This is a genomic window from Devosia sp. BK, assembly GCF_032907385.1.
In the GTDB taxonomy this organism is placed as follows: Bacteria; Pseudomonadota; Alphaproteobacteria; order Rhizobiales; family Devosiaceae; genus Devosia.
The window spans coordinates 52,250-76,196 of sequence record NZ_JAIMBX010000002.1 but is presented as its reverse complement, the minus strand read 5'-3'; the positions used below and the strand labels follow the sequence as shown (position 1 = coordinate 76,196).

The 23,947-nt window shown below is 61.0% G+C and carries 21 protein-coding genes; 10 read left to right on the top strand and 11 right to left on the bottom strand.

Going from position 1 to position 23,947, the window contains the following annotated elements; translation table 11 throughout:
* Positions 1–35: 35 nt before the first annotated feature.
* Together argJ and DevBK_RS12220 are read right to left on the bottom strand one after the other, a co-directional pair.
* Positions 36–1,271 (bottom strand): bifunctional glutamate N-acetyltransferase/amino-acid acetyltransferase ArgJ, encoded by a 1,236-nt coding sequence (argJ, locus tag DevBK_RS12225; protein WP_317185666.1) that lies wholly within the window; start codon positions 1,269–1,271, stop codon positions 36–38.
* Between the two features lie 242 nt (positions 1,272–1,513).
* Complete coding sequence (locus DevBK_RS12220) at positions 1,514–1,744, bottom strand: hypothetical protein (protein ID WP_317185665.1); 231 nt, start codon at positions 1,742–1,744, stop codon at positions 1,514–1,516.
* A gap of 97 nt (positions 1,745–1,841) precedes the next feature.
* Here DevBK_RS12220 and DevBK_RS12215 point away from each other — a divergent pair, with 97 nt between their 5' ends.
* Positions 1,842–2,459 (top strand): TetR/AcrR family transcriptional regulator, encoded by a 618-nt coding sequence (locus DevBK_RS12215; protein WP_061908173.1) that lies wholly within the window; start codon positions 1,842–1,844, stop codon positions 2,457–2,459.
* A gap of 65 nt (positions 2,460–2,524) precedes the next feature.
* Here the strand turns inward: DevBK_RS12215 and DevBK_RS12210 are convergent, their stop codons facing one another.
* Positions 2,525–3,469: a peptidylprolyl isomerase gene (locus tag DevBK_RS12210; protein ID WP_317185664.1), complete on the bottom strand. Its 945-nt coding sequence runs from the start codon at positions 3,467–3,469 to the stop codon at positions 2,525–2,527.
* Positions 3,470–3,946: 477 nt separating this feature from the next.
* Here DevBK_RS12210 and secA point away from each other — a divergent pair, with 477 nt between their 5' ends.
* Positions 3,947–6,649, top strand: a complete 2,703-nt coding sequence (gene secA, locus DevBK_RS12205) for a preprotein translocase subunit SecA (RefSeq protein ID WP_317185663.1) — start codon at positions 3,947–3,949, stop codon at positions 6,647–6,649.
* Between the two features lie 200 nt (positions 6,650–6,849).
* On the opposite strand, the gene DevBK_RS12200 is transcribed toward secA, so the two are convergent.
* From DevBK_RS12200 to DevBK_RS12185, 4 genes are all read right to left on the bottom strand, one after another.
* On the bottom strand, positions 6,850–7,842 hold the full coding sequence (locus DevBK_RS12200; RefSeq protein WP_317185662.1) for an esterase-like activity of phytase family protein: 993 nt from the start codon (positions 7,840–7,842) through the stop codon (positions 6,850–6,852).
* On the bottom strand, positions 7,839–9,728 hold the full coding sequence (cobT, locus tag DevBK_RS12195) for a cobaltochelatase subunit CobT (protein ID WP_317185661.1): 1,890 nt from the start codon (positions 9,726–9,728) through the stop codon (positions 7,839–7,841). The genes DevBK_RS12200 and cobT overlap by 4 nt, the downstream gene beginning before the upstream one ends.
* 134 nt (positions 9,729–9,862) lie before the next feature.
* Complete coding sequence (gene cobS / locus DevBK_RS12190; RefSeq protein WP_062629508.1) at positions 9,863–10,846, bottom strand: cobaltochelatase subunit CobS; 984 nt, start codon at positions 10,844–10,846, stop codon at positions 9,863–9,865.
* A 137-nt stretch (positions 10,847–10,983) separates the two neighbouring features.
* On the bottom strand, positions 10,984–11,610 hold the full coding sequence (locus DevBK_RS12185) for a J domain-containing protein (protein ID WP_317185660.1): 627 nt from the start codon (positions 11,608–11,610) through the stop codon (positions 10,984–10,986).
* Positions 11,611–11,687: 77 nt separating this feature from the next.
* On the opposite strand from DevBK_RS12185, the gene DevBK_RS12180 reads away from it, so the two are divergent.
* Entirely contained in the window at positions 11,688–11,948 is a 261-nt protein-coding gene (locus tag DevBK_RS12180) for a BolA family protein (RefSeq protein WP_317185659.1), read from the top strand.
* Here the strand turns inward: DevBK_RS12180 and aroB are convergent.
* Both aroB and DevBK_RS12170 read right to left on the bottom strand, forming a co-directional pair.
* Positions 11,945–13,060 (bottom strand): 3-dehydroquinate synthase, encoded by a 1,116-nt coding sequence (aroB, locus tag DevBK_RS12175; protein ID WP_317185658.1) that lies wholly within the window; start codon positions 13,058–13,060, stop codon positions 11,945–11,947. The genes DevBK_RS12180 and aroB overlap by 4 nt on opposite strands.
* Before the next feature lie 12 nt (positions 13,061–13,072).
* Positions 13,073–13,648, bottom strand: a complete 576-nt coding sequence (locus tag DevBK_RS12170; RefSeq protein WP_062629512.1) for a shikimate kinase — start codon at positions 13,646–13,648, stop codon at positions 13,073–13,075.
* A 130-nt stretch (positions 13,649–13,778) separates the two neighbouring features.
* On the opposite strand from DevBK_RS12170, the gene DevBK_RS12165 reads away from it, so the two are divergent.
* The 5 genes from DevBK_RS12165 to DevBK_RS12145 all read left to right on the top strand — a co-directional run bounded on the left by DevBK_RS12165 (position 13,779) and on the right by DevBK_RS12145 (position 17,951).
* Positions 13,779–13,997 carry a hypothetical protein gene (locus DevBK_RS12165; RefSeq protein WP_317185657.1) on the top strand — a complete coding sequence of 73 codons (219 nt, stop codon included), beginning with the start codon at positions 13,779–13,781 and terminating at the stop codon, positions 13,995–13,997.
* A complete protein-coding gene (locus DevBK_RS12160) occupies positions 13,994–14,899 on the top strand; it encodes a site-specific tyrosine recombinase XerD (RefSeq protein WP_317185656.1) in 906 nt (301 codons plus the stop codon). Before DevBK_RS12165 ends, DevBK_RS12160 begins: the two co-directional genes overlap by 4 nt.
* A 139-nt stretch (positions 14,900–15,038) precedes the next feature.
* A complete protein-coding gene (locus DevBK_RS12155) occupies positions 15,039–15,992 on the top strand; it encodes an acetyl-CoA carboxylase carboxyltransferase subunit alpha (protein ID WP_062629514.1) in 954 nt (317 codons plus the stop codon).
* A gap of 196 nt (positions 15,993–16,188) precedes the next feature.
* Positions 16,189–17,166 carry a murein L,D-transpeptidase family protein gene (locus tag DevBK_RS12150; protein WP_317185655.1) on the top strand — a complete coding sequence of 326 codons (978 nt, stop codon included), beginning with the start codon at positions 16,189–16,191 and terminating at the stop codon, positions 17,164–17,166.
* Between the two features lie 71 nt (positions 17,167–17,237).
* The gene (locus DevBK_RS12145; RefSeq protein ID WP_317185654.1) at positions 17,238–17,951 is read left to right on the top strand and encodes a hypothetical protein; all 714 of its coding nucleotides are present in this window, start codon (positions 17,238–17,240) and stop codon (positions 17,949–17,951) included.
* Here DevBK_RS12145 and DevBK_RS12140 read toward each other — a convergent pair.
* Together DevBK_RS12140 and rpmB are read right to left on the bottom strand one after the other, a co-directional pair.
* Positions 17,948–18,643, bottom strand: a complete 696-nt coding sequence (locus DevBK_RS12140; protein ID WP_317185653.1) for a queuosine precursor transporter — start codon at positions 18,641–18,643, stop codon at positions 17,948–17,950. The two genes, DevBK_RS12145 and DevBK_RS12140, sit on opposite strands and share 4 nt — an antisense overlap.
* A 122-nt stretch (positions 18,644–18,765) precedes the next feature.
* Complete coding sequence (gene rpmB / locus DevBK_RS12135) at positions 18,766–19,050, bottom strand: 50S ribosomal protein L28 (RefSeq protein ID WP_061908160.1); 285 nt, start codon at positions 19,048–19,050, stop codon at positions 18,766–18,768.
* A 235-nt stretch (positions 19,051–19,285) separates the two neighbouring features.
* Here rpmB and DevBK_RS12130 point away from each other — a divergent pair, with 235 nt between their 5' ends.
* Positions 19,286–20,059, top strand: coding sequence for a DUF3108 domain-containing protein (locus DevBK_RS12130; protein WP_062629517.1), 774 nt, complete (start codon positions 19,286–19,288; stop codon positions 20,057–20,059).
* 885 nt (positions 20,060–20,944) lie between these two features.
* A complete protein-coding gene (locus DevBK_RS12125) occupies positions 20,945–23,947 on the top strand; it encodes a helicase-related protein (RefSeq protein ID WP_317185652.1) in 3,003 nt (1,000 codons plus the stop codon).

Genomic DNA, 23,947 nt, shown 5'->3' with positions numbered 1-23,947 from the left:
GGGCTCTTACCCTCAGCTTTTATCGTCTCTGAAAATCAGCTCCGATAATCGCCGTTGATGGTGATGTAACCGTGGGTGAGGTCACAGGTATAGACGGTGGCCGAGCCGGTGCCGAGGCGGAGGGAGACGGTGACTTCAAGCTCTTCGCCTTTCATATAGGCGGAGGTGGCGGCTTCGTCATAGACGGCGGCGCGTTCGCCGTTTTCAGCGACGAGCAGGTCGCCGAAGCGAATGGCGAGGCGGTCGCGATCGGCGGGTTCGCCGGCCTTGCCCACGGCCATGACGACGCGGCCCCAGTTGGCGTCTTCGCCGGCAATAGCGGTTTTGACCAGCGGGCTATCGGCAATGGACTTGGCGATGCGGAAGGCGGAGGCGTCGTCGGTGGCACCTTCGACATTGACGGCGACCTGCTTGGTGGCGCCTTCGCCATCGCGGACGGTGAGAATGGCGAGTTCAAAGAGAACATCGAAAAGCGCTTCGCCAAAGATTTTGGCGCGCGGATCGTCAATGCTCGTGATCGGATCGAGCTTGGCCTTGCCGGTGGCAAAAGCGAGGAGCGTGTCCGAGGTCGAGGTGTCGCTGTCGACGGTGATCGAATTAAAGCTCTTCTGGACGTGCTTGGAGAGCAGCGCCTGCAGAACCGGGGCGGCGATCGGCATGTCGGTGACGACAAAGGAGAGCATGGTGGCCATATCGGGCGCGATCATGCCCGAGCCCTTGGCGATGCCATTGATCTTGACCTCGACCCCGTCGATGTCGAGCACGGCGCCCGAGAGTTTGGGGAACGTGTCGGTGGTCATGATGGCCTTGGCCGGCTCGATCCATGGGGTCTGGGTGAGGCGCGTCGCGGCTTCATCGAGCACGCCGGCAAACTTGGCGGCAGGGAGAGGCTCGCCGATGACGCCGGTCGAGGCCAGAAAAATCTCATTGGTCGAGCAGCCGAGCGCCTTGGCGGCATAGTCGGCCGTGAGCTGAACGCTTTCCTTGCCCTTAGCGCCGGTAAAGGCATTGGCATTGCCCGAATTGACGACGAGGCCACGGGCCTTGCCACCAGGCAGGTTGGCGCGGCACCAGTCGACGGCAGCCGAGGAACATTTCGAGCGGGTCAGAACACCGGCAGCCGTCGTGCCTTCGTCGAAGGTCATCAGCAGGACGTCGGTGCGGTTCTTGTACTTGATGCCGGCTTCGGCGGTGGCGAAGCGCACGCCATCGATTGCCGGCAGGTCCGGATAGGATTTCGGGGCAAGCGGGGAAACCGGATGGGCAGCCATGGCAAAACCTTGAGCGGTAAAATGACCGTCCCGGTTTGCCCGATTAGTATGACGGGTGCAAGGCTTGGTGGGTTTTAGGGGTGAGGGAGCGTTGGGGGCCTATTGATAGATCCCCCTCATCCGCCCTGCGGGCAGCTTCTCCCCGAGGGGGAGAAGAATAAAAGGTGGCCCACCTTTTCCCCTCCCTCTCGGGGAGAGGTGGCTCGGCGCAGCCGAGTCGGTGAGGGGGAAGCTTTGCGGCCTTACGCCGCTACTCTCTTCTTGCCGGCAATGAAGGCGCCGAAACGGGTGGTGATGAAGGGGACGATAAAGAAAACGATGGTCGTCGCCATGAACGGCACGAGGATCATGCTGCGCTGCCAAAATTCCCAGCCGGGGGTGACAGCAGCAACGATGGTCGCGTAAACAACGACCACGGGGTAGACCGCAAAGGTCATCAGGACGGCCATGCGGGCACGGGCGGGAAAGGACATAGGAACCTCTATCGAAACGGTACGTTCCGTTAAATAACGAAACGAGCCGTTTCGTTCAAGTCTTTTCTTTGAGATTATTTCGGCCCATATAGACGCCATGACCAGCACGGCTGAACCAGACGAAAACACCAGGCGATCGATCGGCGCGCGGCGTAATCCGGCGAGCCAGGAAGCGATCCTCGATGCGGCGCAGGAAATCCTCAACGAAGAGGGGATTGCCGGTTTTTCCATCGAGGCCGTGGCACGGCGTGCGCGTGCGGGCAAGCCGACGATCTATCGCTGGTGGCCCAATCGCACGCTGCTGATGCTCGATGTCTATCAGCGGTTCAAGAATGCGCGAGGCTTTCCCGATACGGGGTCGGTGCGCGGCGACCTGATATCGCTCCTTGAAAATCACCTGCTCGGCTTCTGGAAGGATAGCCTTTGCGGCACGGTCTACCGCGCCATCATTGCCGAGGCGCAGAACGATGCCGATGCGGCTGCCGCGCTCTTTGCCTATCAGACAGAGCGCAAGAAAACGACGGCGGTGATCATCGAGCGGGCCAAGGCGCGGGGCGAGTTGGCTCCGGAGGTCAATGGCGAATTGATCATCGACATGATCATCTCCTTTGCCTGGCACCAATTGCTGATCAACCGGCTCGAAGAGGCGATGGGCTCGATCGAGGGCGTCGTCGACGGCATGCTCATGGGCTGCGCGGGCTATAACCCAGCCTGACAATTGCCCAAACAAAAAGGCCACCCGGTCGAAACCGAGTGGCCAAAATTGCAAAAACTCAAAAACTACTGCTGAGCGGCTTCGCCTTCGGCGGGCGCGGCGGCAGCGGCGTCCTGGGCGTCCATGGCGGCCTTGAGTTCCGGGTCGGTGACATCGACGGTGACGCCGTTCATCAGCTCGGCGACCTTTTCATTGAAAACGCGCATCAGGACCTGCTGCTGGAGCTGCGGCGCAACCTGTTCGAAGGCTGGCGGCTGGCTTTCGCGCTTTTCTTCGAGCTTGATAATGTGGAAGCCGAACTGGGACTGCACCGGCGCCGAGATGTCGCCGGGATTGGCGAGGGCAAAGGCGGCGGTTTCAAATTCAGGGACCATCATGCCCTTGGAAAAGAAGCCGAGGTCGCCGCCATTGGCGCCTGAACCTGGATCGATCGACTTTTCCTTGGCGATGGTGGCGAAATCAGCGCCGCCCTTGAGCTCGGCTTCGATGGCGTCAGCTTCTTCCTTGGTCTCGACCAGGATATGGGCTGCGTGAATTTCTTCCTGCGGCTGGAACTGGGCGACATACTTATCGTATTCGGCGCGAACCTGTTCTTCGGTGACGCCGGCAGCGATGGCATCGGCGAAATAGGCGCGGCGGAGCGCCCGGTCCTTGAGATATTCAAGGCGCTGAGCAAAGAGCGGGGTCTGGTCCATGCCGGCAGTCTTTGCAGCACCGGCCATGACCTTCATGTCGATGAGGACGCGAAGGAGAAATGCCCGGCGTTCGGATGCCGGCATCTGCGCGATGTCCTGGGCCAGGTCTTCGGCGGCAAAGTTGAGATCGGCTTCGGTGATCTCGTCATCGCCGACCTTGGCGACGACAGTTTCCGGCGCGACTGGGGCAGGTGCCTCGGCGGTGGGAGCGGCCGGTGCGGCAGCATCCTGAGCGAAGGCGCCCAGCGTCGGCGCAGCGCCAATGAGAGCGGCAAGGCAAAGGGTGCGCATCAGGCGCGAGGAAAACTTCATCATGAACGTCCTGGATCTCCTGGGCCGGCCAGCGGGCCGGGCATGATCAATCGGGGCAGCGGGGCCCAAAGCGCGCCTTGCCTCACATAACAAGGGGGCCAAATTGTGCCGCTTTCCGGTCGGTTTGGGCTGGTGCCGAGGCGCCAGCGGGGCCGGGCGAGAAAGGTGTGGCCCATTTCGCCAACATTGACAAGACAGGACCCCACTCTTACATCTCAGCCGCTTTTTCAAAGCGTGGAGCAGGGGCCGTTTGTCGCTGCTTTCCACGGATCAATCCACACGGGGAGCCAAAAGGGCCTCCCAGAGTTGTGACGAGGCGAGATGGGCCGATGGCGCCCTTGGTTCATTCGCATGAATGAACCAGGTCTTTGTTTCAAACGTTTTCGACTTGAAGAAGTGAGGTTCACTTTTTCTGAAAGCGTTCCGGTGCAAGCTGCCCGCCCCTTTCGCCACGCCACAGAAATTGAAGGATGAACACCCATGGCTCTCGCTTCGCTCGCCCGGCGGATTTTCGGATCGCCGTCGGATCGGCAGGTCAAGCGCTATCAGGGCAAGGTGGCTGCGATCAACGCGCTCGAGCCCGAACTGGCCAAATTGAGCGACGATGAACTGCGCGCCCGGACCGAAGAGTTCAAGGCGCAATTGGCTCAGGGTGCTGACCTCGAAGACCTGATCGTTCCCGCCTTCGCCACCGTCCGCGAAGCCTCCAAGCGCGTGCTCGGCATGCGCCACTTCGACGTGCAGCTTATCGGTGGCATGGTGCTCAACGATCGCGCCATCGCTGAAATGCGCACCGGCGAAGGCAAGACCCTCGTCGCGACCCTTGCGGTTTATCTCAATGCCCTGACCGGCAAGGGCGTCCATGTCGTGACGGTCAACGATTATCTCGCCCGCCGCGACGCGAGCTGGATGGGCCAGATCTACAATTTCCTCGGCCTCTCCTACGGTATCATCGTCCATGGCCTGACCGACCAGCAGCGGCGCGAAAGCTATGCCGCCGACATCACCTACGGCACCAATAACGAATTCGGCTTCGACTACCTGCGCGACAATATGAAATATGCGCGCAACCAGATGGTGCAGCGCGGGCACGCGTTTGCCATCGTCGACGAAGTCGACTCCATTCTCGTCGACGAAGCGCGTACGCCGCTGATCATTTCGGGTCCATCCGAAGATCGCTCCGAGCTTTATATCAAGATCAATGCGCTGATGCCGATCATCGGCGAGGGCGATTTCGAACTCGATGAAAAGCACCGCTCTGCGACCTTTACCGATCAGGGCGTCGAAAAGCTCGAAGCGGCGCTGGCCGAAGCGGGACTGCTCAAGAGCGAGTCCATGTATGACGTCGAGAACGTCGCGCTCGTGCACCACGCCAATTCGGCGCTGCGCGCACACAAGCTCTTCCGCAAGGACAAGGACTACATCACCCGCGACACGCCAGAAGGCGGCGAGGTGGTGATCATCGACGAATTCTCCGGCCGCATGATGCCGGGTCGTCGTTATTCCGAAGGCCTCCACCAGGCGCTGGAAGCCAAGGAAGGCGTCAAGATCCAGTCGGAAAACCAGACGCTCGCCTCGATCACCTTCCAGAATTATTTCCGCCTCTATGAAAAGCTCGCCGGCATGACCGGTACGGCCTCGACGGAAGCGGAAGAATTCGCCGACATCTACAATCTCGGTGTCGTCACCATCCCGACCAATCTGTCGGTGCAGCGTATCGACGAAGACGATGCGATCTATCGCACGGCGGCGGAAAAGTTCGATGCCATTGCCGACCTGATCAAGGAATGCCAGGAGCGCGGTCAGCCGGTGCTCGTCGGCACGACCTCCATTGAGAAGTCGGAAATGCTCGCTGACATTCTTCGCAAGAAGAACGTTGGCAAGATGAACGTGCTCAATGCGCGTCACCACGAGCAGGAAGCCTTCATCGTCGCCGATGCGGGCCTTCCTGGTGCCATCACCATCGCGACGAATATGGCGGGCCGTGGTACCGATATTCAGCTCGGCGGCAATCTCGAAATGCGCATCGAGCGCGAGGCCGGCGAGCTTGAAGGCGAAGCACGCGAAGCCAAGATCGCCGAGATCAAGGCAACGATCGCCGAAGAGAAGGCCAAGTCGCTTGCGGCTGGTGGCCTGATGGTGATCGGCACCGAGCGGCATGAAAGCCGCCGTATCGACAATCAGCTCCGTGGCCGTTCAGGCCGTCAGGGCGATCCAGGCCATTCGAAGTTCTATCTGTCGCTTCAGGATGACTTGATGCGCATTTTCCCGGTGGATTCTATGGATTCCATGCTGGGCAAGCTTGGGCTCGAACAGGGCGAGAGCATTACCCACCCATGGGTGACCAAGGCCATCGAGCGTGCGCAGGGCAAGGTCGAAAGCCGCAACTTCGATATCCGCAAGAACATCCTCAAATATGATGACGTGATGAACGATCAGCGCAAGGTGATCTTCGAACAGCGTCTCGAATTCATGGATGCCGAGGACGTCAGCGAAACCGTCACCGAAATGCGCCATGACGTGGTCGACAATATCGTCGCCAAGTCCATTCCGCCGCGTGCCTATCCCGAGCAGTGGAATGCCGAGCAGCTGCAGGCTGACGCCAAGGCCTATCTCAACGTCGATGCGCCGATCAGCGAATGGGCCAAGGAAGAGGGCATCGAGGCGGTAACCGTCGAGACCCGCATTCGCGACGCTGCCGATGCCGTCATCGCGGCCAAGAACGAGGCCTATGGCGAGGTGATGCGCCAGGTGGAGAAGTCCGTCCTGTTGCAGTCGATCGATGGCCTGTGGCGCGAGCACCTCGTATTGCTCGACCACCTCTCCAAGGTCGTCGGCTGGCGCGGTATCGCCCAGCGCGATCCGCTGACCGAATACAAGCAGGAAGCCTATGAGCTCTTCCAGGGCCTGCTTTCGGGCCTCCGCGAGCAGGTCACGCAGCAGATGAGCCATATCCAGATCCAGATGCGTCAGCCTGAGCCGCCGCCGATGCTTGATCTAACAAAGCTCGAAGAGACCCATATCGACCCGACGACCGGGGAGAATGATGCGGTGGGCGACGATTCCGACGTCGGCGCGCTGGCGCCGCTCGATCCGAAACTGCTGGTCGGCCTCTCGCGCAATGCGCCTTGCCCCTGTGGTTCGGGCAAGAAGGTCAAGCACTGCCACGGCGCGTTTGTCTGATTTGTCGGGTTTTGAAGTTTGGGGCTCCGGAGATTTACGGGGCCCTTTTTGTTTTTTGAAGGGATCCCCCTCACCCGTCTCGCGCTCTGCGCGATCCACCCTCTCCCCGAGTGGGAGAGGAATAGCTCCGAGCCTCTACTAGCGCCTGTTATTCTTCTCCCTCTTGGGGAGAAGGTGGCGCGTAGCGCCGGATGAGGGGGTTATTCCGGCAGCGCGAATTCCAGCAGCAGTTGCCGCTGCCAATCGTTGAAATTGTTGTCTGAGCCGATGAGGATTCGGGTTTCGCCGGCGGGGGTCTGGTGGACGAGGATCGATTCCATATTGTCGATCTCGGCGCCTTCGGCGGAGAGCAACAGTTCGCCGCGCATGAGGTTGCCGGGGCGGACTTCGGCGGCGGGAACACGGCGCAGGTTCATGACGAAGCTGAAGAGCGCAACGCCGCGTTCGAGGACGAGAAGGTCGCCATTGGGCAGAAAGGCGCAGTCTGTCGGGTTGACCACCGGCGAATTGAAGTAGGTCACCGGCCCCTTGTCATTCTGGCCGAGGAAGTGACCGCGATGATTGCCGTTTTCGTCGAGCGCTTCCTCGGTGAGAAGAAGGGTCGAGCCGGCGATCGGGGAGGTCGCTGGAGCGATGCAGATCGATTCGAGCGAGCGATTGGTCCGCAGCTTGGTCATCCAATCGGGAATGGCGATTTCGCGGGCGGGACCGCCGGGACGGTTTTCGGTGATGGCGAAATCGGCGACGCGGGTGAGATTTTCAAAGCTGACGCGAACAGCGACGGGCTGACCATCGCGATAGACCGTGTCCATGCCTTCGGCATCACGCGCGAACTGACGGGGCAGGGCTTCGCCGGCAGAATTCTGGATCGGGTCCATGGTGACCCCGATTATGCTGAGGAGGCGATCGTCCTGATCATAGGCGAGCTTGCCGGAGACGAACTGGCCGCGATCGGTGACGAAAGCGACGTTCTGGTCGGGACCTGTCATAGTGACGCTGGAAAGGCCACCGAAGAGATCGTCCTGCGATTGCATGGTCAGGCCGCCACGGAAGATCAGCTTGTCAACGGGCTGATCGAGCGACGCGCCCTTGAAGCGCGTCACTTGAGCGGCGGTGACGATTACATCCAAAGCATAATTTGGCGAGGCGAGAAGCGCAAAGCAGCAGGTCGCTAGAAAGACCTGCCGCTTCATCCCCGCGGCCGCCTGCGGGCTTGCGCCGGGAGTTCTTCGTCAAAGAGCGCGGCAAGCTCGTCGGTGAGCGCGCCAGCCAGTTCTTCGGCATCGAGCAGGGTCACGGCGCGGCGATAATAGCGCGTGACGTCATGACCGATGCCAACGGCGACGAGTTGGATCGGCGAGCGCGTCTCGATGTCTTCGATCACCTGACGAAGATGCGCCTCGAGATAATTGCCGGCATTGACAGACTGCGTCGAGTCATCGACCGGGGCGCCATCGGAAATCACCATGAGGATGCGTCGCTGCTCGGGGCGGGCCATGAGGCGCTTGCGCGCCCATTCGAGCGCTTCGCCATCGATGTTTTCCTTGAGGAGACCCTCGCGCATCATGAGGCCCAGGTTGCGCCGCGCATGGCGCCACGGCTCGTCGGCGGCCTTATAGATGATGTGGCGGATGTCGTTGACGCGACCAGGATTGGCCGGGCGATTGGCTTCGAGCCAGGCTTCACGGCTCTTGCCGCCCTTCCAGGCGCGCGTCGTAAAGCCGAGGATTTCGACCTTGACGCCGCAGCGTTCGAGCGTGCGCGCGAGAATATCGCCGCAGATCGCCGCGATGGTGATCGGGCGGCCGCGCATGGAGCCGGAATTGTCGATCAGGAGCGTCACGACCGTGTCGCGGAAGTCGGTATCGTTCTCGACCTTGAAGCTGAGAGCCTGCAAGGGATCGGTGACGACGCGGGTCAGGCGCGCGGTGTCGAGGAGGCCTTCTTCGAGGTCGAACTGCCAGGAGCGATTCTGCTTGGCCATTAGACGGCGCTGCAGCTTGTTGGCAAGGCGCGCGACGGCACCAGCGAGGTTCTCGAGCTGCTTGTCGAGCAGGGCGCGCAACTGGTCGAGCTCGTCGGGCGGGCAGAGTTCGGCCGCCTTGACGATCTCGTCGTATTTTTGGGTAAAGACCTTGTAGTTGAACTGGTTGGAGAGGCGCTCGCCGCCGTCCTTGGCGGGCGGGGGCATGGGGGCGTCTTCGCCGGCTTCTGCCTCGGCATCGTCGTCGACATCGGCCATGTCGGCTTCCATGCCTTCGACATCGCCGGTTTCTTCGCTTTCGCCCGACTGCTGATCTTCTTCCGATTCGGCCTGTTCGTTCTCGCCTTCGCCCTGTTCGGGCGACTGGTCGGAGCCCTGAGCCTGTTCGGGCTGGCTGTCGTTGCTCTCGTCTTCGTCCGAGGCGTCGCCGTCCTCGAATTCGCTTTCGGCAATGAGGTTAAGGTCGCGCAGAACGGCCTTCACCGCGCGCGAAAAATCTTCCTGGCTTTCGTAGGTCGACAGCAACTTGTCGATCGAGGTGCCGGCCTTGGAATCGATCTCCTGGCGCCAGAGATCGACCAGCGCGTGGCCCGAGGGCGGCACGGGGACACCGGCGAGCTTTTCGCGCAGCATCAGGCCCAGCGCCTCTGCAAGCGGGGCTTCGTTCTTGTCGTCGACCTCGGCGAAATTGGCGCGGAAGAGTCGATCTTCCAGCATTTCGTGGATGTTTCCAGCCATGCCGGGCATGCGCAGAACACCGAGGCTTTCGACACGCGCCTGCTCAAGGGAATCGAAGGCAGCGCGCGCCTGCGGATCCATGGGGCTGCGCTTGCGATGCGCATCGGGATCGTGGCTCGCAAGCCGCATGGCCATGGCATCGCCCTGGCCGCGGGCAATGGCGATATCGCGCTTGGTGGGGAGGCGCGGCAGGTTGGCGAGCCGGGCCTTATCGGAGGTCAGCAGGGGCCGGTCGGCGGTGAAGGTGACTTCGAGATCGGCCTTGCCCCCGATCGCGCGCACCGTCGAACCCATGGCCGATTTGAAGACCAGGGTTTGATCGGGCTTATTGGGCTTGCTGCGCGGGGGATTTGCCATATTTGCCATCCGAGGCGCGGACGCGAGAGCGCACCTGTTTTCACCGCGTCATTCCCGCGAAAGCGGGAATCTCTTTTTGGCACGACCTCTCGGAAAGAGATTCCCGCTTTCGCGGGAAGGACGTCGTGAATGAACTAGGCCGTGATCGCGAGGTTGGCCGAGGATTCCGGCAGGTCTTCACCGAAGACGCGCTGGTAGAATTCGGCGACCACGGGGCGTTCGAGTTCGTCGCACTTGTTAAGGAAGGTGAGACGGAAGGCAAAGCCGACATCGCCGCCGAAAATCTGGGTGTTTTCGGCCCAGGTGATCACCGAGCGTGGGCTCATCACGGTCGAGAGGTCGCCATTGATGAAGGCCGAGCGCGTGAGATCGGCGAGGCGCACCATGTTGGAGGCGAGCTTCTTGCCCTTGTCGGTCTCGGTAAGCACCTTGTTCTTGGCAAGGATGATGCCGACTTCCTTGTCATGCGGCAGATAATTGAGCGTCGTGACGATGCTCCAGCGGTCCATCTGTCCCTGGTTGATCTGCTGCGTGCCGTGGTAGAGGCCGGATGTATCACCGAGACCAATGGTGTTGGTCGTGGCGAACAGGCGGAACGAGGGATGGGGCACGATGACGCGGTTCTGGTCGAGGAGGGTCAGGCGGCCCGACTGCTCGAGCACGCGCTGGATCACGAACATCACGTCGGGGCGGCCGGCATCGTATTCGTCGAAGACGAGGGCGATATTGTTCTGCACGGCCCAAGGCAGGATGCCGTCGCGGAATTCGGTGATCTGCTTGCCGTCCTTGAGGACGATGGCGTCCTTGCCGACGAGATCGATGCGGCTGACGTGGCTGTCGAGATTCACGCGGACGAGCGGCCAATTGAGGCGCGCCGCGACCTGCTCGATATGGGTCGACTTGCCGGTGCCGTGATAGCCCTGGACCATGACGCGGCGATTGAAGGCAAAGCCGGCAAGGATCGCAAGGGTCGTGTTGCGGTCGAAGAGGTAATCCGGATCGGCCGGCGGCACATGATCGGAGCGCTCCGCATAGCCTTTGACCACCATGTCGGTATCGATGCCGAAGAGATCCCGGGCCTTGTATTCGGTGTCGGGCTGGTTGGTGAAATCGGTCATGGCAGGACTCGTGGATCAGAGATTTTCAAAGGCGGGAGGCCCATCGGCCATGGGCTCTATAGCAGCAATGCTGACATGCTGGTAGCCAAACTGTCACGCGGGAATCCCGCCTGACATTGGCTTTTTTCAAGATCAGCTCAGCGGACGACGAAGCCCATTTTCTTGAGATGAGAATAGGCTGCGATGATCGTCCGGAGTTTTTCTTCGGAGGATCGGTCGCCGCCATTGACGTCGGGATGGTGGGTCTTCACGAGGTTCTTATAGGCGTGCTTGATGTCATCGGACTTCGCATGGCCCGGAAACCCAAGCTGTTCGAAAGCGCGGCGATCGTTCTCGTTGAGTGGTTTGACGCGCTCGGCGGCCGGGGTCTGGGACTGGCGATAGCGATATTTGGCAAACACGCCGAAGGGATCGCCATATTTGTCGCCCGGGCGGGTGCTGGCTGTGCGGCCGGCAGTGCGGGCGTTCTGCGGATTGCCGGTCGCAAAGCTCGAACGTGACTCGGCCTTGGGGGGCGTCGTCAGCGCTTCGTCCAATTCTTCCTGGCTCATGCCGGCGAAGAAATTGAAGGCCTTGTTGTAGTGGCGGACGTGTTCAAGGCAGAAATGGTGGTACTGCCCTTCGCTGCGTGGACCCTTGGGCGCACGATATTCGCCCGCCTCCTCGCAGCCTTCCCACTCGCAGGTGAATTCGGCCGGCTCGGGCTTTTCTTCCCGGCGCGGTCTGATGCGGATCCCATCGAAAAGCTTGGATTGCTGTTTCATAGCACCTAGTTAAATGCCTAGTTTTCAATAGTGGCGCTCATCGGAGCGCATTCAAAAGCCTAAAGCGGAGACCGCCAATGTCCATGAAGGACACCATTACGACCAAGCTGACCGAGCGGTTCTCACCAACCCACCTCGAGGTGATCGACGAATCGAACAAGCATCGGGGTCATGCCGGATGGCGTGAAGGCGGGGAAACCCACTTCCGCGTCAGAATCGCGACCAGCGATTTTGACGGTTTGAGCCGCGTGGCGCAACACCGTGCGGTGTTCGATGTGCTCAATGCCGAACTCAAGGAGCAGGTTCACGCTCTCAACATCGAGATTTTGCCAAGTTAAGGAGAACGCATCTCCTCCAAAAAAGCCGAAACCTTGGCAGGATCGACATTCTTTTCGATGAAAGCCTGACCAATGCCTCTTGTCAGGATGAAAGTCAGGGCGCCGCGCGAGACTTTCTTGTCCTGCGCAATGGCGGCCATCAGGGTCTCGGTCGAGCCGAGCGTTCCGGGGATGTCGCCCAATGTGGTGGGCAGGCCCGATTTTCGCAAGTGGGCCGAGACGCGGCCGGAATCCTGGCCCGGCGATAGGCCGAGGCGATTGGAAAAGGTATGGGCTAGTACCATGCCGATGGAAACGCCCTCGCCATGGAGCAGGCGATCAGAATAACCGGTGTCTTTTTCGAGCGCGTGACCAAAGGTGTGGCCGAGATTGAGGAGGGCACGGACGCCGGTTTCCTTCTCGTCCTCGATGACGACGCGGGCCTTGTGGGCACAGCAGCGGGCGATGGCTTCGCCGCGCGCCGGACCGCCGGAAAAAATATCGGCGTGGTTGGCTTCCAGCCACTCGAAGAATTCGGGATCGTCGATGAGGCCATATTTGACGACTTCGGCATAGCCGGCGGCGAACTGGCGCGGGGGTAGGGTGTCGAGGGTCGAGAGATCGGCCAGCACGAGCTTGGGCTGGTGAAAAGCGCCGACGAGATTCTTGCCGTGGGGTGAATTGATACCGGTCTTGCCGCCGACGGAGGAATCGACCTGGGCGAGGAGCGAGGTGGGCATCTGGATAAAATCCATGCCGCGGCGGGTGATCGAGGCGGCAAAGCCGGCGAGATCGCCGATGACGCCGCCGCCCAGCGCGATCACGAGATCATTGCGCTCAAGCTTGGCAGCGAGCAGGCCTTCAACGACTGTTTGCAGATGCTCCCAACTCTTGGTGCTTTCGCCGGCGGGCACGGTGATGGTCTGGTGGGTGAGGCCGGCTTTATCGAGGCTCGCGACGAGGCGGGGCAATTGCGCTTGGGCGACATTGGTATCGGTGACGATGCCATAGCGGCGGCCAGGGAATTTTTCGGCGAGAATCGTGCCAGCATGGTCGAGAAGGTCGGGGCCGATCAGAATGTCATAGGCGCGCTCGTCCAGGGCAACGTGAACCGTTTGGGTGATTGCGGCCATTTTTTCGGACCTTCAGCGCAGGTGATGGAGGAGAGCGGAAATCACGTCGGCGGCGACGCTGTCTTGCGGCACGTCGCGGCTGAGGACGGTCAGGTCTGCCTCGGCATAGATGGGATAGCGATCTTCGATCAGCTTTTGCAGCGTCGCCTTGGGGTCGGTGGTCTTCAAAAGCGGTCGATTGGAGCGGCGCGAGACCCGTTCGAACAGTATATCGAGATCGGCCTTGAGCCAGACTGAAACCGCCCCGGACTTGATCTGGGCCCGAGTTTCAAGATTGACGAAGGCGCCGCCACCCGTTGCGAGGACGATGCCGTCTTCCTTGAGGAGACGCGAGATGACGCGGGTTTCCCCGGCGCGGAATTCGGGCTCGCCGCGCTGCGCGAAAATTTCCGGAATGGTCATCTGCGCGGCTTTTTCGATTTCTTCGTCGCTATCGATGAAGCGGCGATTGAGACGGGTGGCGATGCGCCGCCCAACCGTGGTCTTGCCCGCGCCCATCATCCCGACGAGCACAAGCGGACGGCCGCCGAGACGCTCGGCCAATGCCTTGGCGCGCGCCGAGCGCGCGGTGGTGTCCGATTTGCTCACGCCAGGCGCCCTCCGACTTCATGTCGCTTGAAGCGATCTCACTCACCTATGTCAAGCGCGACGCGATTTCACCTACCGGATGGAAACCTTTCTGTGCCAAGGTTTGCTCTCAAACGCCGACTGGACTGCCATGCCGACACTGTTTCGCCTCCTGATCACGATCGTTTTTCTCGTGGGCCTCGTCTATGCGGGCATGTTCGCGCTTGTCTCATTCGTCGAACCAACGCCCAAGGCTGTCACTTTGCGTCTTTCGACGCAGGACCTGTTGGGTGAGAGTGCGCCGACGCGCCCTGCAGGTTTACCGACACCCAATGTGACGAGCAGGCCGAGCCCGGCGCCCGCGCAATGAGCGGCAACCACCTGATCGGCGCTTTTCTCGAAATGATGAGCGCCGAGCGTGGGGCTGCGGCCAATACGATTGCGGCCTATCGGCGCGATCTGGCGAGCTATGCCGGGTTTGTCGCGGGGAATAAAGAGACACTCGAAAACTCTTCTCGCGAGACGGTCAACGCCTATCTCGATTTTCTCAAGCAAGAGGGACTGTCGGCCTCGTCGAGCGCGCGGCACCTGTCGGCTGTGCGCCAGTTTCACAAATTCTTATGTGCCGATGGGATCAGGGGCGACGATCCGACGCGGATCGTTTCGAGCCCCAAGACAAGGCGGCCGCTGCCCAAGGTTTTGTCGGTCGCCGAAGTCGATAGGCTGCTCAGTCTGGCCGAGGCAGAGGCCAACACGGCGGAGGGAGAGGGGCAGAACGCTGCGCTGCGGCTCTATTGCCTCCTCGAAATGCTCTATGCCGCGGGGCTGCGGGTGTCCGAGCTGGTCGAGCTCAAGCGCTCGGCGGTGATGCGGGAAGCCGCGTTCATCACCGTTGTTGGCAAAGGCCGCAAGGAACGGGTCGTGCCGATGAACGACCGGGCGCGCGACGCGGTCCGCGCCTGGGTCAAGACGCTGCCAGCGGGGCCCTGGCTGTTCCCGGCCAAGGGAGAATCGGGGCATCTGGCGCGTCAGGTGTTTGCGCGCGATCTCAAGGGACTTGCGGGGCGGGCCGGTATTTCCTCGGCACGCGTCGCGCCGCACGTCTTGCGCCATGCCTTTGCCAGTCATCTTCTGGCCGGTGGGGCCGATTTGCGGGTGGTGCAGATGCTGCTTGGGCACTCGGACATCTCGACCACGCAGATTTACACCCATGTGCTCGACGACAAACTCAAGACCCTGGTCGAGACGCATCACCCGCTCGCTAGCGACTAAGATTGAGCTTTCCCCGGCAAATCCGTCGCAAAACTTGACTCGGTGTTGAACCATCGCCACTTTCCGGCCACTTTAGGGCGCAAGAGCCGGGGCCTGGAATAGTCCGGGTCGGCAATAACGACCCTTACGGGCGGGTGGGATGCAGTCTTATCTCGATTTTGAAAAGCCGGTTGCCGATCTTGAAGCCAAGATCGCCGAACTCAAGTCCTTGGCCGCGTCCGATCAGGCCGTGTCGATCGATGAGGAAGTGAACCGGCTCTCCGCCCGGGCTGAAGAAGCCCTGGTCGAGATCTATAAAAAACTCACACCCTGGCAAAAGACGCAGGTGGCCCGCCATCCGCAGCGGCCGCATTTCTCCGACTATGTCGGCGCGTTGATCACCGAATGGACGCCGCTGGCCGGCGACCGGACCTTTGGTGAAGACGCTGCGCTTCAGGCCGGCTTTGGCCGGTTCAATGGCGAATCCGTTGCCGTGATCGGCCAGGAAAAGGGCAATTCCACCGAAACGCGCCTCAAGCATAATTTCGGCATGGCTAACCCGGAAGGCTATCGCAAGGCCGTCCGCATCATGGATATGGCCGACCGATTCAACATTCCGGTGATTTCCTTTGTCGACACCGCCGGCGCCTATCCCGGCATCGGCGCCGAAGAGCGCGGCCAGGCCGAGGCGATTGCGCGCTCGACCGAAAAGGGTCTCGAACTCGGTGTGCCGAACATTGCCATCATCATCGGCGAAGGTGGTTCGGGTGGCGCTATCGCCATTGCGACGGCCAATCGCGTGCTGATGCTCGAAAATTCGATCTATTCGGTGATTTCGCCAGAAGCCGGCGCCTCGATCCTCTTCCGCGATGCCGCCCGCGCGCAGGACATGGCAACCGCGCAGAAGATCACGGCACAGGACCTTTTGGGCTTCAAGGTGATCGACGGCATCATTCCCGAGCCAACCGGCGGCGCGCATCGCCACCATGGTCAGGTGATGGACGCGACCCGCCGCGCACTCAGTTCTTTCCTCGGTGATTTCGCCGGCAAGTCACGGCTCGAAACGCGCGAGCAGCGGCGCGAAAAATTCCTCGCGATCGGCACCAATCTCTAGGTCTTTCGATCTGCGTTCAACGAACAGGCTCCCGCATGCGGGAGCCTTTTTCTTATGCCAACATCCCACACACTATTGCGTGAAAAACCGCCGCTTTTCGCCGAGATCGGGAGCGTGATAAGGCTTCGTTCACTCAGCCCGCTCATGCTGCGCTAACCATTGCTCCCGTGCGGAGCCGTTATCTGGGCCTTGTTAAGTGACTGCCACCTTCTTTCATCGCCTCGCCGCCGTCATCATTCTCGCCTGGCTGGGTGTGGGCCTTGCTGCCTGTTCCAACTTCGTCAAGGGCGGCGACAACCGCCACAATATCCCGCTGGCTCCGGCCATGGTGAAGGCGCTTCATGATATTGGATCGTCGCCCGGCGAAGGCATGGTCGTGCGCATCTTCAAGAAAGAGGCCGTGCTCGAGGTGTGGAAGCACACCAATTCGGGACAGTTCAAGCTCTTCAAGACCTATAACATCTGCGCCTTTTCGGGCGATCTCGGTCCCAAGTTCAGGGAAGGCGATTATCAGAGCCCGGAAGGGTTCTATACGATCACGCCCGGCCTCATGAACCCGAAGTCGGCCTATTTCCTCGCCTTCAACACGGGCTTTCCCAACAAGTTCGATCGCGCCAATGGCCGCAGCGGCTCCAACCTGATGGTGCATGGCGACTGCAAGTCAGTGGGGTGCTATGCGATGACGGATGGTGGCATGGCGGAAATCTATGCTCTGGCGCGCGAGAGCTTTAAGGGCGGCAATCCCTCCTTCCAGGTACAGATTTATCCGTTCCGCATGACGAGCGCGAACCTGGCCCAGTTTGCGTCCAATCAGCACCTCGCGTTCTGGCGCAATATCAAGGAGGGCTATGACCTCTTTGATCTCAACAAGACGCCGCCGGCTTGGGACGTGTGCGAGAACCGCTACATTTTCAATCCCGTTGCAGCGGGACCACTGGATGCCGCGGCCCTGTGCCCGCCCACCGTGCCGGACGCTCAGGTTGCGGCCCGCAAGGCGGCTGATGATAAAGCCCTGGCCGATGCCGGGAACGCCATCACCCGCCAGGCGGCGACCGAGGCGGCCATCAAGGATCGTGGCGCAGCGGTATCGGGCTTCTTTTCCGGGATCGGTTCGGTGTTTACCGGCGGCCAGCAGGCACCGGCGCCGATAGTGGCCGCAACGCCAGCGCAATAGTTGTGGTCCTTAGTTCGGCCCCAGTTGGATGAAAGGCCAATCGCGACGTCGATTGGCCGGGAGCATGCTGCGTGGATGACAAGCCGAGCCAGGATCGGGACGAGACGACCGTTGGTGGCGTAACTGCCGATATGCGGGTTGGTGCACGCGAAAAGCTTGGCCTCTCCGCGCCCCGCAAGGCGCCGCGGCGCAAATGGCGGCTAAGGCCGGGATCGCTTCTGGCCGGTGTTGCCGCCGTCGTCGGCGTTGCGGCTCTCGCGACGACCGCCTGGACCTATACCGAAATGCGCCGGGAAGTTTTGCGGATCTCGACCGAGATGGCGCAAGTGCGTTTGAGCCTTGATCTTTATGCCCAGCGCAGCAGCCCGCAAGCTAGCGCTGCCGTTGCCGCGCCGACCGGCAGCGACACCAGTCTTGCAGCAATCGAAAATCGCCTGGCGGTGCTCGAACAAAATTGGCGCGCTGGCAATGGCGCTGCGGCCGGCACACAGCCTGCTACCTTGCCTTCGATTTCGGGGCCGACGGTTTCGGCCGAGAGCGACGGAGACTGCCTGCCATCAGGCATGCGGCTGCTCGTCGCCTCGGGCGACAGCTATCCCGTCTGCGGGACGGATGCGACGATCACGGTGATGAACGTCAACAATGGCTATATCTCGCTGACCGATGGCACGACCGTGCCGTCTGGCGGCAATGTGCCGCTCAACGGGACCGCCTGCATGTTGGCCGTTACCTCGGGCGGCAACGAAGCCGAGACCGGCTTCGCCGAGATCCGCGTAACCTGTTAGCGCAGCGCCGCCGCACTGCCGAGCGGCGGAAGCGGCTTTAGCCGGCCCATGAGGGCGCGGTAGGGCGCGAGCAGCACGAGTGCTGCCAGGAACTTCACCATGAAGTCGCCTGCCGCGAGCGAAATCCAGAGCGGCACTTCGGGGCCAATCCCGAGGAAGGGCGCGGGGAAGGCCAGCGAGCCATCCTGCAGCCCGAACAGCGCATCGATGCCGGCAAGGAAAGGCGCGAATGCGACTGTAAAGAAGATCGTGGTGTCGATCAGCGAGCCAAAGAGCGACGCGACGAGCGGGGGCAGGAACCAGGCCCGCACGGCGCGGAGCCGTGAGAAGATGCTGATATCGAGCAGTTGGCCGGTAACGAACGCTGCGGCCGAGGCGAGCGCGATGCGCTGGGTGGTGGCTGAAGCGCCGCCTGCATTCCAAGGCAGCGGATGGAAGCTCAAATAGAATGAGAGCGCGAGGCCGACGAGGAAGCCCACCAGCACGACGAGACGGGCATTGCGCGGACCATCATAGCGATTGGTCAGGTCGGTGATCAGAAAAGCGAAGGGGAAGGTGAACGCACCCCAGGTCAAAAGATCGGCGAGATTTATGCCGCCAAGTTGGACCTGAAAGGGATAGAGCACGAGAACGTTGGACGCGGCAACGACCACGACCATGGCCGCGACAGCGCCAAGGAAACGAGACAGCATCAGAATGCACCTCTGAGAGCCACTCTCCGGCAGAAGACCGGCGTGGCATTGATGAAGCTTATATAAAAAGAAAAGCCGCGCGGCTTTTGGCACGCGCGGCTGAAATCTTGAGAAGAGTGCGATTAGCCGGCGAGAGCGGCGCGCACTTCCTTCTTGATGCCGAGAGCGAGCGGGGACAGGTCGGCGTCATCCTGCTTGACGAGGAAGGCGTCGAGACCACCGCGGTGCTCAACCGAGCGCAGGGCAGCGGCAGAGATGCGCAGCTTGACCGGGCGCTGCAGAGCGTCCGAGATCAGCGTCACATTGATCAGGTTGGGGAGGAAACGACGACGGTGACGGTTGAGAGCGTGCGAAACGGTGTTACCCACCATAACGCCCTTGCCGGTCAGTTCGCAGCGACGTGCCATGTTCAGAATTCCTGTTTGTGTAAAGGTCCTGCGTGGCGGGGAATCCCGCAACGGGCCTCGATTGTGATGAAATCTGCGGGCGTCTTAGAGAAAATGGCTTGGCGCGTCAAGGTCGGGCAGGGCTCAAAGACCCGCGAGTGCCTTGCCAGTACCACAAGAGCCCGGCACTTTGGCCTCTTATCGTGATTCGCGAAGGGCCCGATGCCCGCCTTTTGCACGAGCCGAGACCTTTATCTTGATCCGAACCAGTCTTGCTTCCCTAGCCCTTGTTCTTGGCCTTACTCAGGTCCAGGCCTCTCCAGTCGACGCCAGCGCCAGCTACGTCCTTACGCTTGGCGGCATCAATGTCGCCATGATGCGTGTGGACCTCGATGACACGGGCAGCGCCTATACGCTCGATGTCAAAGCCAATGTGGCCGGGCTTGGCGCAGTGGTGGCGAGCGGCACGGCCAATATCACCGCCAAGGGCAATTCCTCGGGCTCAACGCTGCGCTCGGAAAGCTTTGCGCTCGAAACCCGGGCTAATGGCGAAAAATTCAATGTCGATGTCGGCTTCTCGGGTCAGAACGTCACGTCCTTCAAGGTCGATCCGCCAGTTGGGGATTTCGATCGCGTTCCCGTCGAGCGGGGACATCTGACGGGTGTGGGCGATTTCGTTTCGGCCTTTGTCCTCAAAGGCGGGGCGCTCGACAAATCGGTTTGCGATCGGCGCATGCGCATCTTTACCGGCGTCGAACGCTTCAATCTCGACATGAGCTTCGTCGATACCGACGACGCGACGTCACCGCGCACGGGCTATCAGGGGCCGGTCGTGCTCTGCTCGATCGATTACGAGCCGATTTCGGGCCACTATGAGAGCAACGAGATCACCAATTATCTAGCCGACGAGAGCCGCATTCTCATCTGGTACATGCCGCTCGGCGAAACGGGATACTTTATTCCTTATCGCGTGCTGCTCGGCACCTCGATGGGTGACCTCTCGATGGTGCTGGTCAAAGCCGAGAGCTGAGGCCCGCCGTCCCGGGTTGGGACGGTCAAAAGGTTTTTTCTCAATTTTTGCTGATTTTTTGCCCGGCTTTGCGGGGCGAGATTGTTAAGGGCGCTTCGGCGCCCTTTTTGTTTGCGGTAACGAACTGATCGGGAAAGCGGGCGAGCTCAGAAATTAGGGGTTTGGTCATGGACGTGAAGGCCAAGAAGGCGGTTAGCGGCTTGCGGGAGGTCGAACGGTAGGACTTCGCCCATAGGCCTACCAGCCATGGCGTAGAACAAACCGGGTATCTCGACCTCGATCGTGATTCTGACCCTGTTCGTTCCCGATGTGGTCCAGATGTTAAGGAACCAAAGCCGAGCGGAGCGAAGTGCCCCGCTTTGGGACATGGCTGATTTTTAGCGTCGCAACCGGGATGCGATCGATATTCTTCAGAGAGCCTAGCTGTACGCGCGCCTTGGTCGCAAGATTTCTCACAGGCTCTGCGACCCAGAATGGGACGTCAAACGAAAAGGTATGAATTTTACGGTTCAAGGCCGCCAGTAGGCCGATACAAAGCTCTTAACTCCGCAAATAATCTGAACGTTCTGGCATTTCTAGTTCGCTACGAAACGGCGCGATTCCGCCGAAATTCACGCTTTTTCAATCAAGATGAAGCCCAGATGGCGTTATCGGGGCGCGGACGCAGACCATCCAACGACACTTGTGTGCTTCGAGCGATTCTCCCCACCACCCATCGCCGTGAACAAAGACGGATTTGCTGAACTGTGCCGATTCTGTCCCTGTTCGTTTCCGCTGCGTTCCAAAGCTTAACGCCTCGCCGCTTGATCACAAAAACCGTGCTTTTGTGGGACAATGCGTGCTGCCCCTCGCCATAGGCATTTGCGCACCCTACATTGTTGCTCAATGACTTTCGCATCCTCCCAGTCGGTCAAGGCCATTTTGGGCCCAACCAATACCGGCAAGACCCATTTTGCCATCGAGCGCATGCTGGCTCATCCCACGGGGATGATCGGCCTGCCGCTGCGTCTATTGGCGCGCGAAGTCTATGCGCGCGTCGTCGAACGCGTCGGCGAACAGGCCGTGGCGCTGGTGACGGGCGAAGAGCGAATCGTGCCGCCAAAACCGCGCTATTGGGTGGCGACCGTGGAAGCCATGCCGATGGATATTCACGTCGATTGCGTCGCAGTCGATGAAATCCAGACGGCGACCGATTTTGACCGCGGACATATTTTTACCGATCGTATCCTCAAGGCGCGCGGGTTTCATGAAACGCTGCTGCTCGGCTCAGGGACGATGGCGAGCGTGATCCGCAAGCTGTTGCCGCATGCCGAGATCATTGAGCGGCCGCGGTTTTCGCAGTTGATGTATGCGGGATCGAAAAAAATCTCACGCCAGCCAAGCCGCAGCGCCATCGTCGCGTTTTCCGCGCGGCAGGTTTATGCCATCGCCGAACTGATCCGCCGCGAGCGGGGCGGGGCAGCGGTGGTGATGGGTGCGCTCAGCCCCCGCACGCGCAACGCCCAGGTCGAGCTTTATCAAAATGGCGACGTGGATTTCCTCGTTGCGACCGACGCCATCGGCATGGGGCTCAATCTCGATATCCACCATGTCGCCTTTGCCGATGACATGAAATTCGATGGCCGCCAGAGCCGGCCGCTGACACCGGCCGAGATGGGCCAGATCGCGGGCCGCGCGGGGCGGCACAAGCGCAACGGCACCTTTGGGGTGACGGGCGGCACCGACACATTCGACGAAGAACTGGTGGTGCAGCTCGAAACGCACGATTTCGAGCCGATCAAGGTTTTGCAATGGCGCAATTCCGTGTTGGATTTTTCGTCCATCGATCGGCTGCGCTCCAGCCTAGAGCGAACGCCCGACGACAAAACTCTGACGCGCGTGCCGATCGCAACCGATCAGCTTGCCCTGGAATTCCTCTCGCGCAACGAGGCGGGTGGGCTGGCGCGTGGCCACGAAGCGGTCAAACTCCTTTGGGAATGTTGTCAGACCCCTGACTATCAGGGGATTTCGCCAGCAGCCCACGGCGAGATCGTCACGCGGATCTTTTCGGATTTGAGGCAAAATGGATCGGTCAACGCAGACTGGATTGCCGAGCAGGTGCGCTTTTGCGACAATGCAGAGGGCGACATCGAGACTCTTAGTCATCGGATCAAGCAAATCCGGACGTGGACCTTCGTCGCCAACCGCAAAAACTGGCTTGCAGACCCATCACATTGGCGCGAAAAGACCCGAGAGATTGAAGATCGCCTGAGTGATGCGCTCCATGAGCGTCTCACCCAGAGATTCGTCGACCGGCGCACCAGCGTGCTGCTCCGCCATCTGAAAGACAAACGTATGGTATCTCCCGAGATCAATGAGCGCGGCGAAGTGAGGCTTGAGGGCCATCTTCTCGGCACGCTTGAAGGCTTCCGCTTCACTTTGGCGCGGATGGATGGCGAACTTGACGCCAAGGGCACGCGCAGTGCCGCGGATCAGGTCGTCGCTCCAGAGATCCGCAATCGCGCCGACCGTCTGGCGGGCGCGCCCAACGAAGAATTCGTTCTGGCCACCGATGGACGCCTGCGCTGGCGCGGTGATCTCGTGGCTGAACTTGTCGAGGGCGATAGCCTTTATCGTCCGCGTATCCTGATCCTTGCCGACGAATCGCTGACCGGCACCGATCTCGAACGCGTTCAGGATCGCTTGGGCCTCTGGCTGCGGCACCACGTCAATACGACGCTGGAGCAGGTCATGGCGCTCGAAGCGCCAGCCGATCTTGAAGGGCCGGCGCGTGGCATTGCCTTCCAGCTTTTCGAGCATCTTGGTCTCCTGCCGCGCGGGCAGGTCTCTGACGATGTCAAAAATCTCGACCAGGACGTGCGCGGCAAGATGCGCAAGCTTGGCATCAAATTCGGCGCCTATCATATCTATGTACCGCTCTCGCTGAAGCCAGCGCCGCGCGAACTCGCACTGATCCTCTTTGCGCTGAAAAATGGCGGCGTGCGCCAGCCCGGCGTCACCGATATTCCCCATATCGTGCTCTCGGGCCGGACCTCTTTCCTTGTCGATCCCGAAGTGGATCCGCGGCTTTACGAGATTGCCGGCTTCAAGGTGGCCGGCAAGCGTGCCGTTCGTATCGATATTCTTGAGCGTCTCGCCGACATTATCCGGCCGCTGATTGCCATCGATCCCACCCGTTTTCAGGGCGAGCCGCCAGCCGGCGCTGCCGAAGGCAATGGTTTCCGCGTGACCGTCGAAATGACGAGCCTTCTCGGTTGCTCGGGCGAGGATTTTGCCTCGATCCTGACGTCGCTCGGCTATCGCGTTCGGCGCACGCCAAAGGCTGCCGCACCGGCACCGGTCGCCGAAATCGGTGCGGAGGCGCCAGCGCTTGAGGCCGTGCTGGACGATAATGCTGCCGCCGTCGATGCACCCGCAGAAGACGTTCCGGTTGCTGAAGTGGCCGCTGAGCCGGTCCTCGACGCGACGCCGACTGCGGAAGAGGGCGTGATCGACGAAGCCAAGGCTTCGGAAACTGCCGCGCCGGCTGAGCCCGAATTCGACGAGATCTGGTTCCCCGGTGGTCGTCGTCACAACGACAACAATCACAATGGTCGCAAGCCCGGCAATCGCCGGCCTGAAGCTGCCGAGGGTGGCGAAGCCAAGCCCGAAGGCCGCGGCCGTCCGGATCGCTCGCGCCCCAAGGGCCCGCGTCGTCCCGAGGGCGAAGTTGCCAATGCGCGTCCGCAGGGCCGCCCGGCCAATACCCGCCCGCGTAATGATGAGCGGCCGCGCCCCGAAAAGGTCGAACGTCCCGAACGTCGTCCGCAGCGCGAAGAACGCAAGGTGGCTTTCGATCCCGATAGCCCCTTCGCAGCCCTTGCCGCCCTGCGCGGCAAGTCGGAGTAA

Excerpts from the sequence above, each read along its gene's own strand:
- argJ (WP_317185666.1), bottom strand. The coding sequence starts at position 1,271 with ATGGCTGCCCATCCGGTTTCCCCGCTTGCCCCGAAATCCTATCCGGAC.
- DevBK_RS12220 (WP_317185665.1), bottom strand. The coding sequence starts at position 1,744 with ATGTCCTTTCCCGCCCGTGCCCGCATGGCCGTCCTGATGACCTTTGCG.
- DevBK_RS12215 (WP_061908173.1), top strand. The coding sequence starts at position 1,842 with ATGACCAGCACGGCTGAACCAGACGAAAACACCAGGCGATCGATCGGC.
- DevBK_RS12210 (WP_317185664.1), bottom strand. The coding sequence starts at position 3,469 with ATGATGAAGTTTTCCTCGCGCCTGATGCGCACCCTTTGCCTTGCCGCT.
- secA (WP_317185663.1), top strand. The coding sequence starts at position 3,947 with ATGGCTCTCGCTTCGCTCGCCCGGCGGATTTTCGGATCGCCGTCGGAT.
- DevBK_RS12200 (WP_317185662.1), bottom strand. The coding sequence starts at position 7,842 with ATGAAGCGGCAGGTCTTTCTAGCGACCTGCTGCTTTGCGCTTCTCGCC.
- cobT (WP_317185661.1), bottom strand. The coding sequence starts at position 9,728 with ATGGCAAATCCCCCGCGCAGCAAGCCCAATAAGCCCGATCAAACCCTG.
- cobS (WP_062629508.1), bottom strand. The coding sequence starts at position 10,846 with ATGACCGATTTCACCAACCAGCCCGACACCGAATACAAGGCCCGGGAT.
- DevBK_RS12185 (WP_317185660.1), bottom strand. The coding sequence starts at position 11,610 with ATGAAACAGCAATCCAAGCTTTTCGATGGGATCCGCATCAGACCGCGC.
- DevBK_RS12180 (WP_317185659.1), top strand. The coding sequence starts at position 11,688 with ATGTCCATGAAGGACACCATTACGACCAAGCTGACCGAGCGGTTCTCA.
- aroB (WP_317185658.1), bottom strand. The coding sequence starts at position 13,060 with ATGGCCGCAATCACCCAAACGGTTCACGTTGCCCTGGACGAGCGCGCC.
- DevBK_RS12165 (WP_317185657.1), top strand. The coding sequence starts at position 13,779 with ATGCCGACACTGTTTCGCCTCCTGATCACGATCGTTTTTCTCGTGGGC.
- DevBK_RS12160 (WP_317185656.1), top strand. The coding sequence starts at position 13,994 with ATGAGCGGCAACCACCTGATCGGCGCTTTTCTCGAAATGATGAGCGCC.
- DevBK_RS12155 (WP_062629514.1), top strand. The coding sequence starts at position 15,039 with ATGCAGTCTTATCTCGATTTTGAAAAGCCGGTTGCCGATCTTGAAGCC.
- DevBK_RS12140 (WP_317185653.1), bottom strand. The coding sequence starts at position 18,643 with ATGCTGTCTCGTTTCCTTGGCGCTGTCGCGGCCATGGTCGTGGTCGTT.
- rpmB (WP_061908160.1), bottom strand. The coding sequence starts at position 19,050 with ATGGCACGTCGCTGCGAACTGACCGGCAAGGGCGTTATGGTGGGTAAC.
- DevBK_RS12125 (WP_317185652.1), top strand. The coding sequence starts at position 20,945 with ATGACTTTCGCATCCTCCCAGTCGGTCAAGGCCATTTTGGGCCCAACC.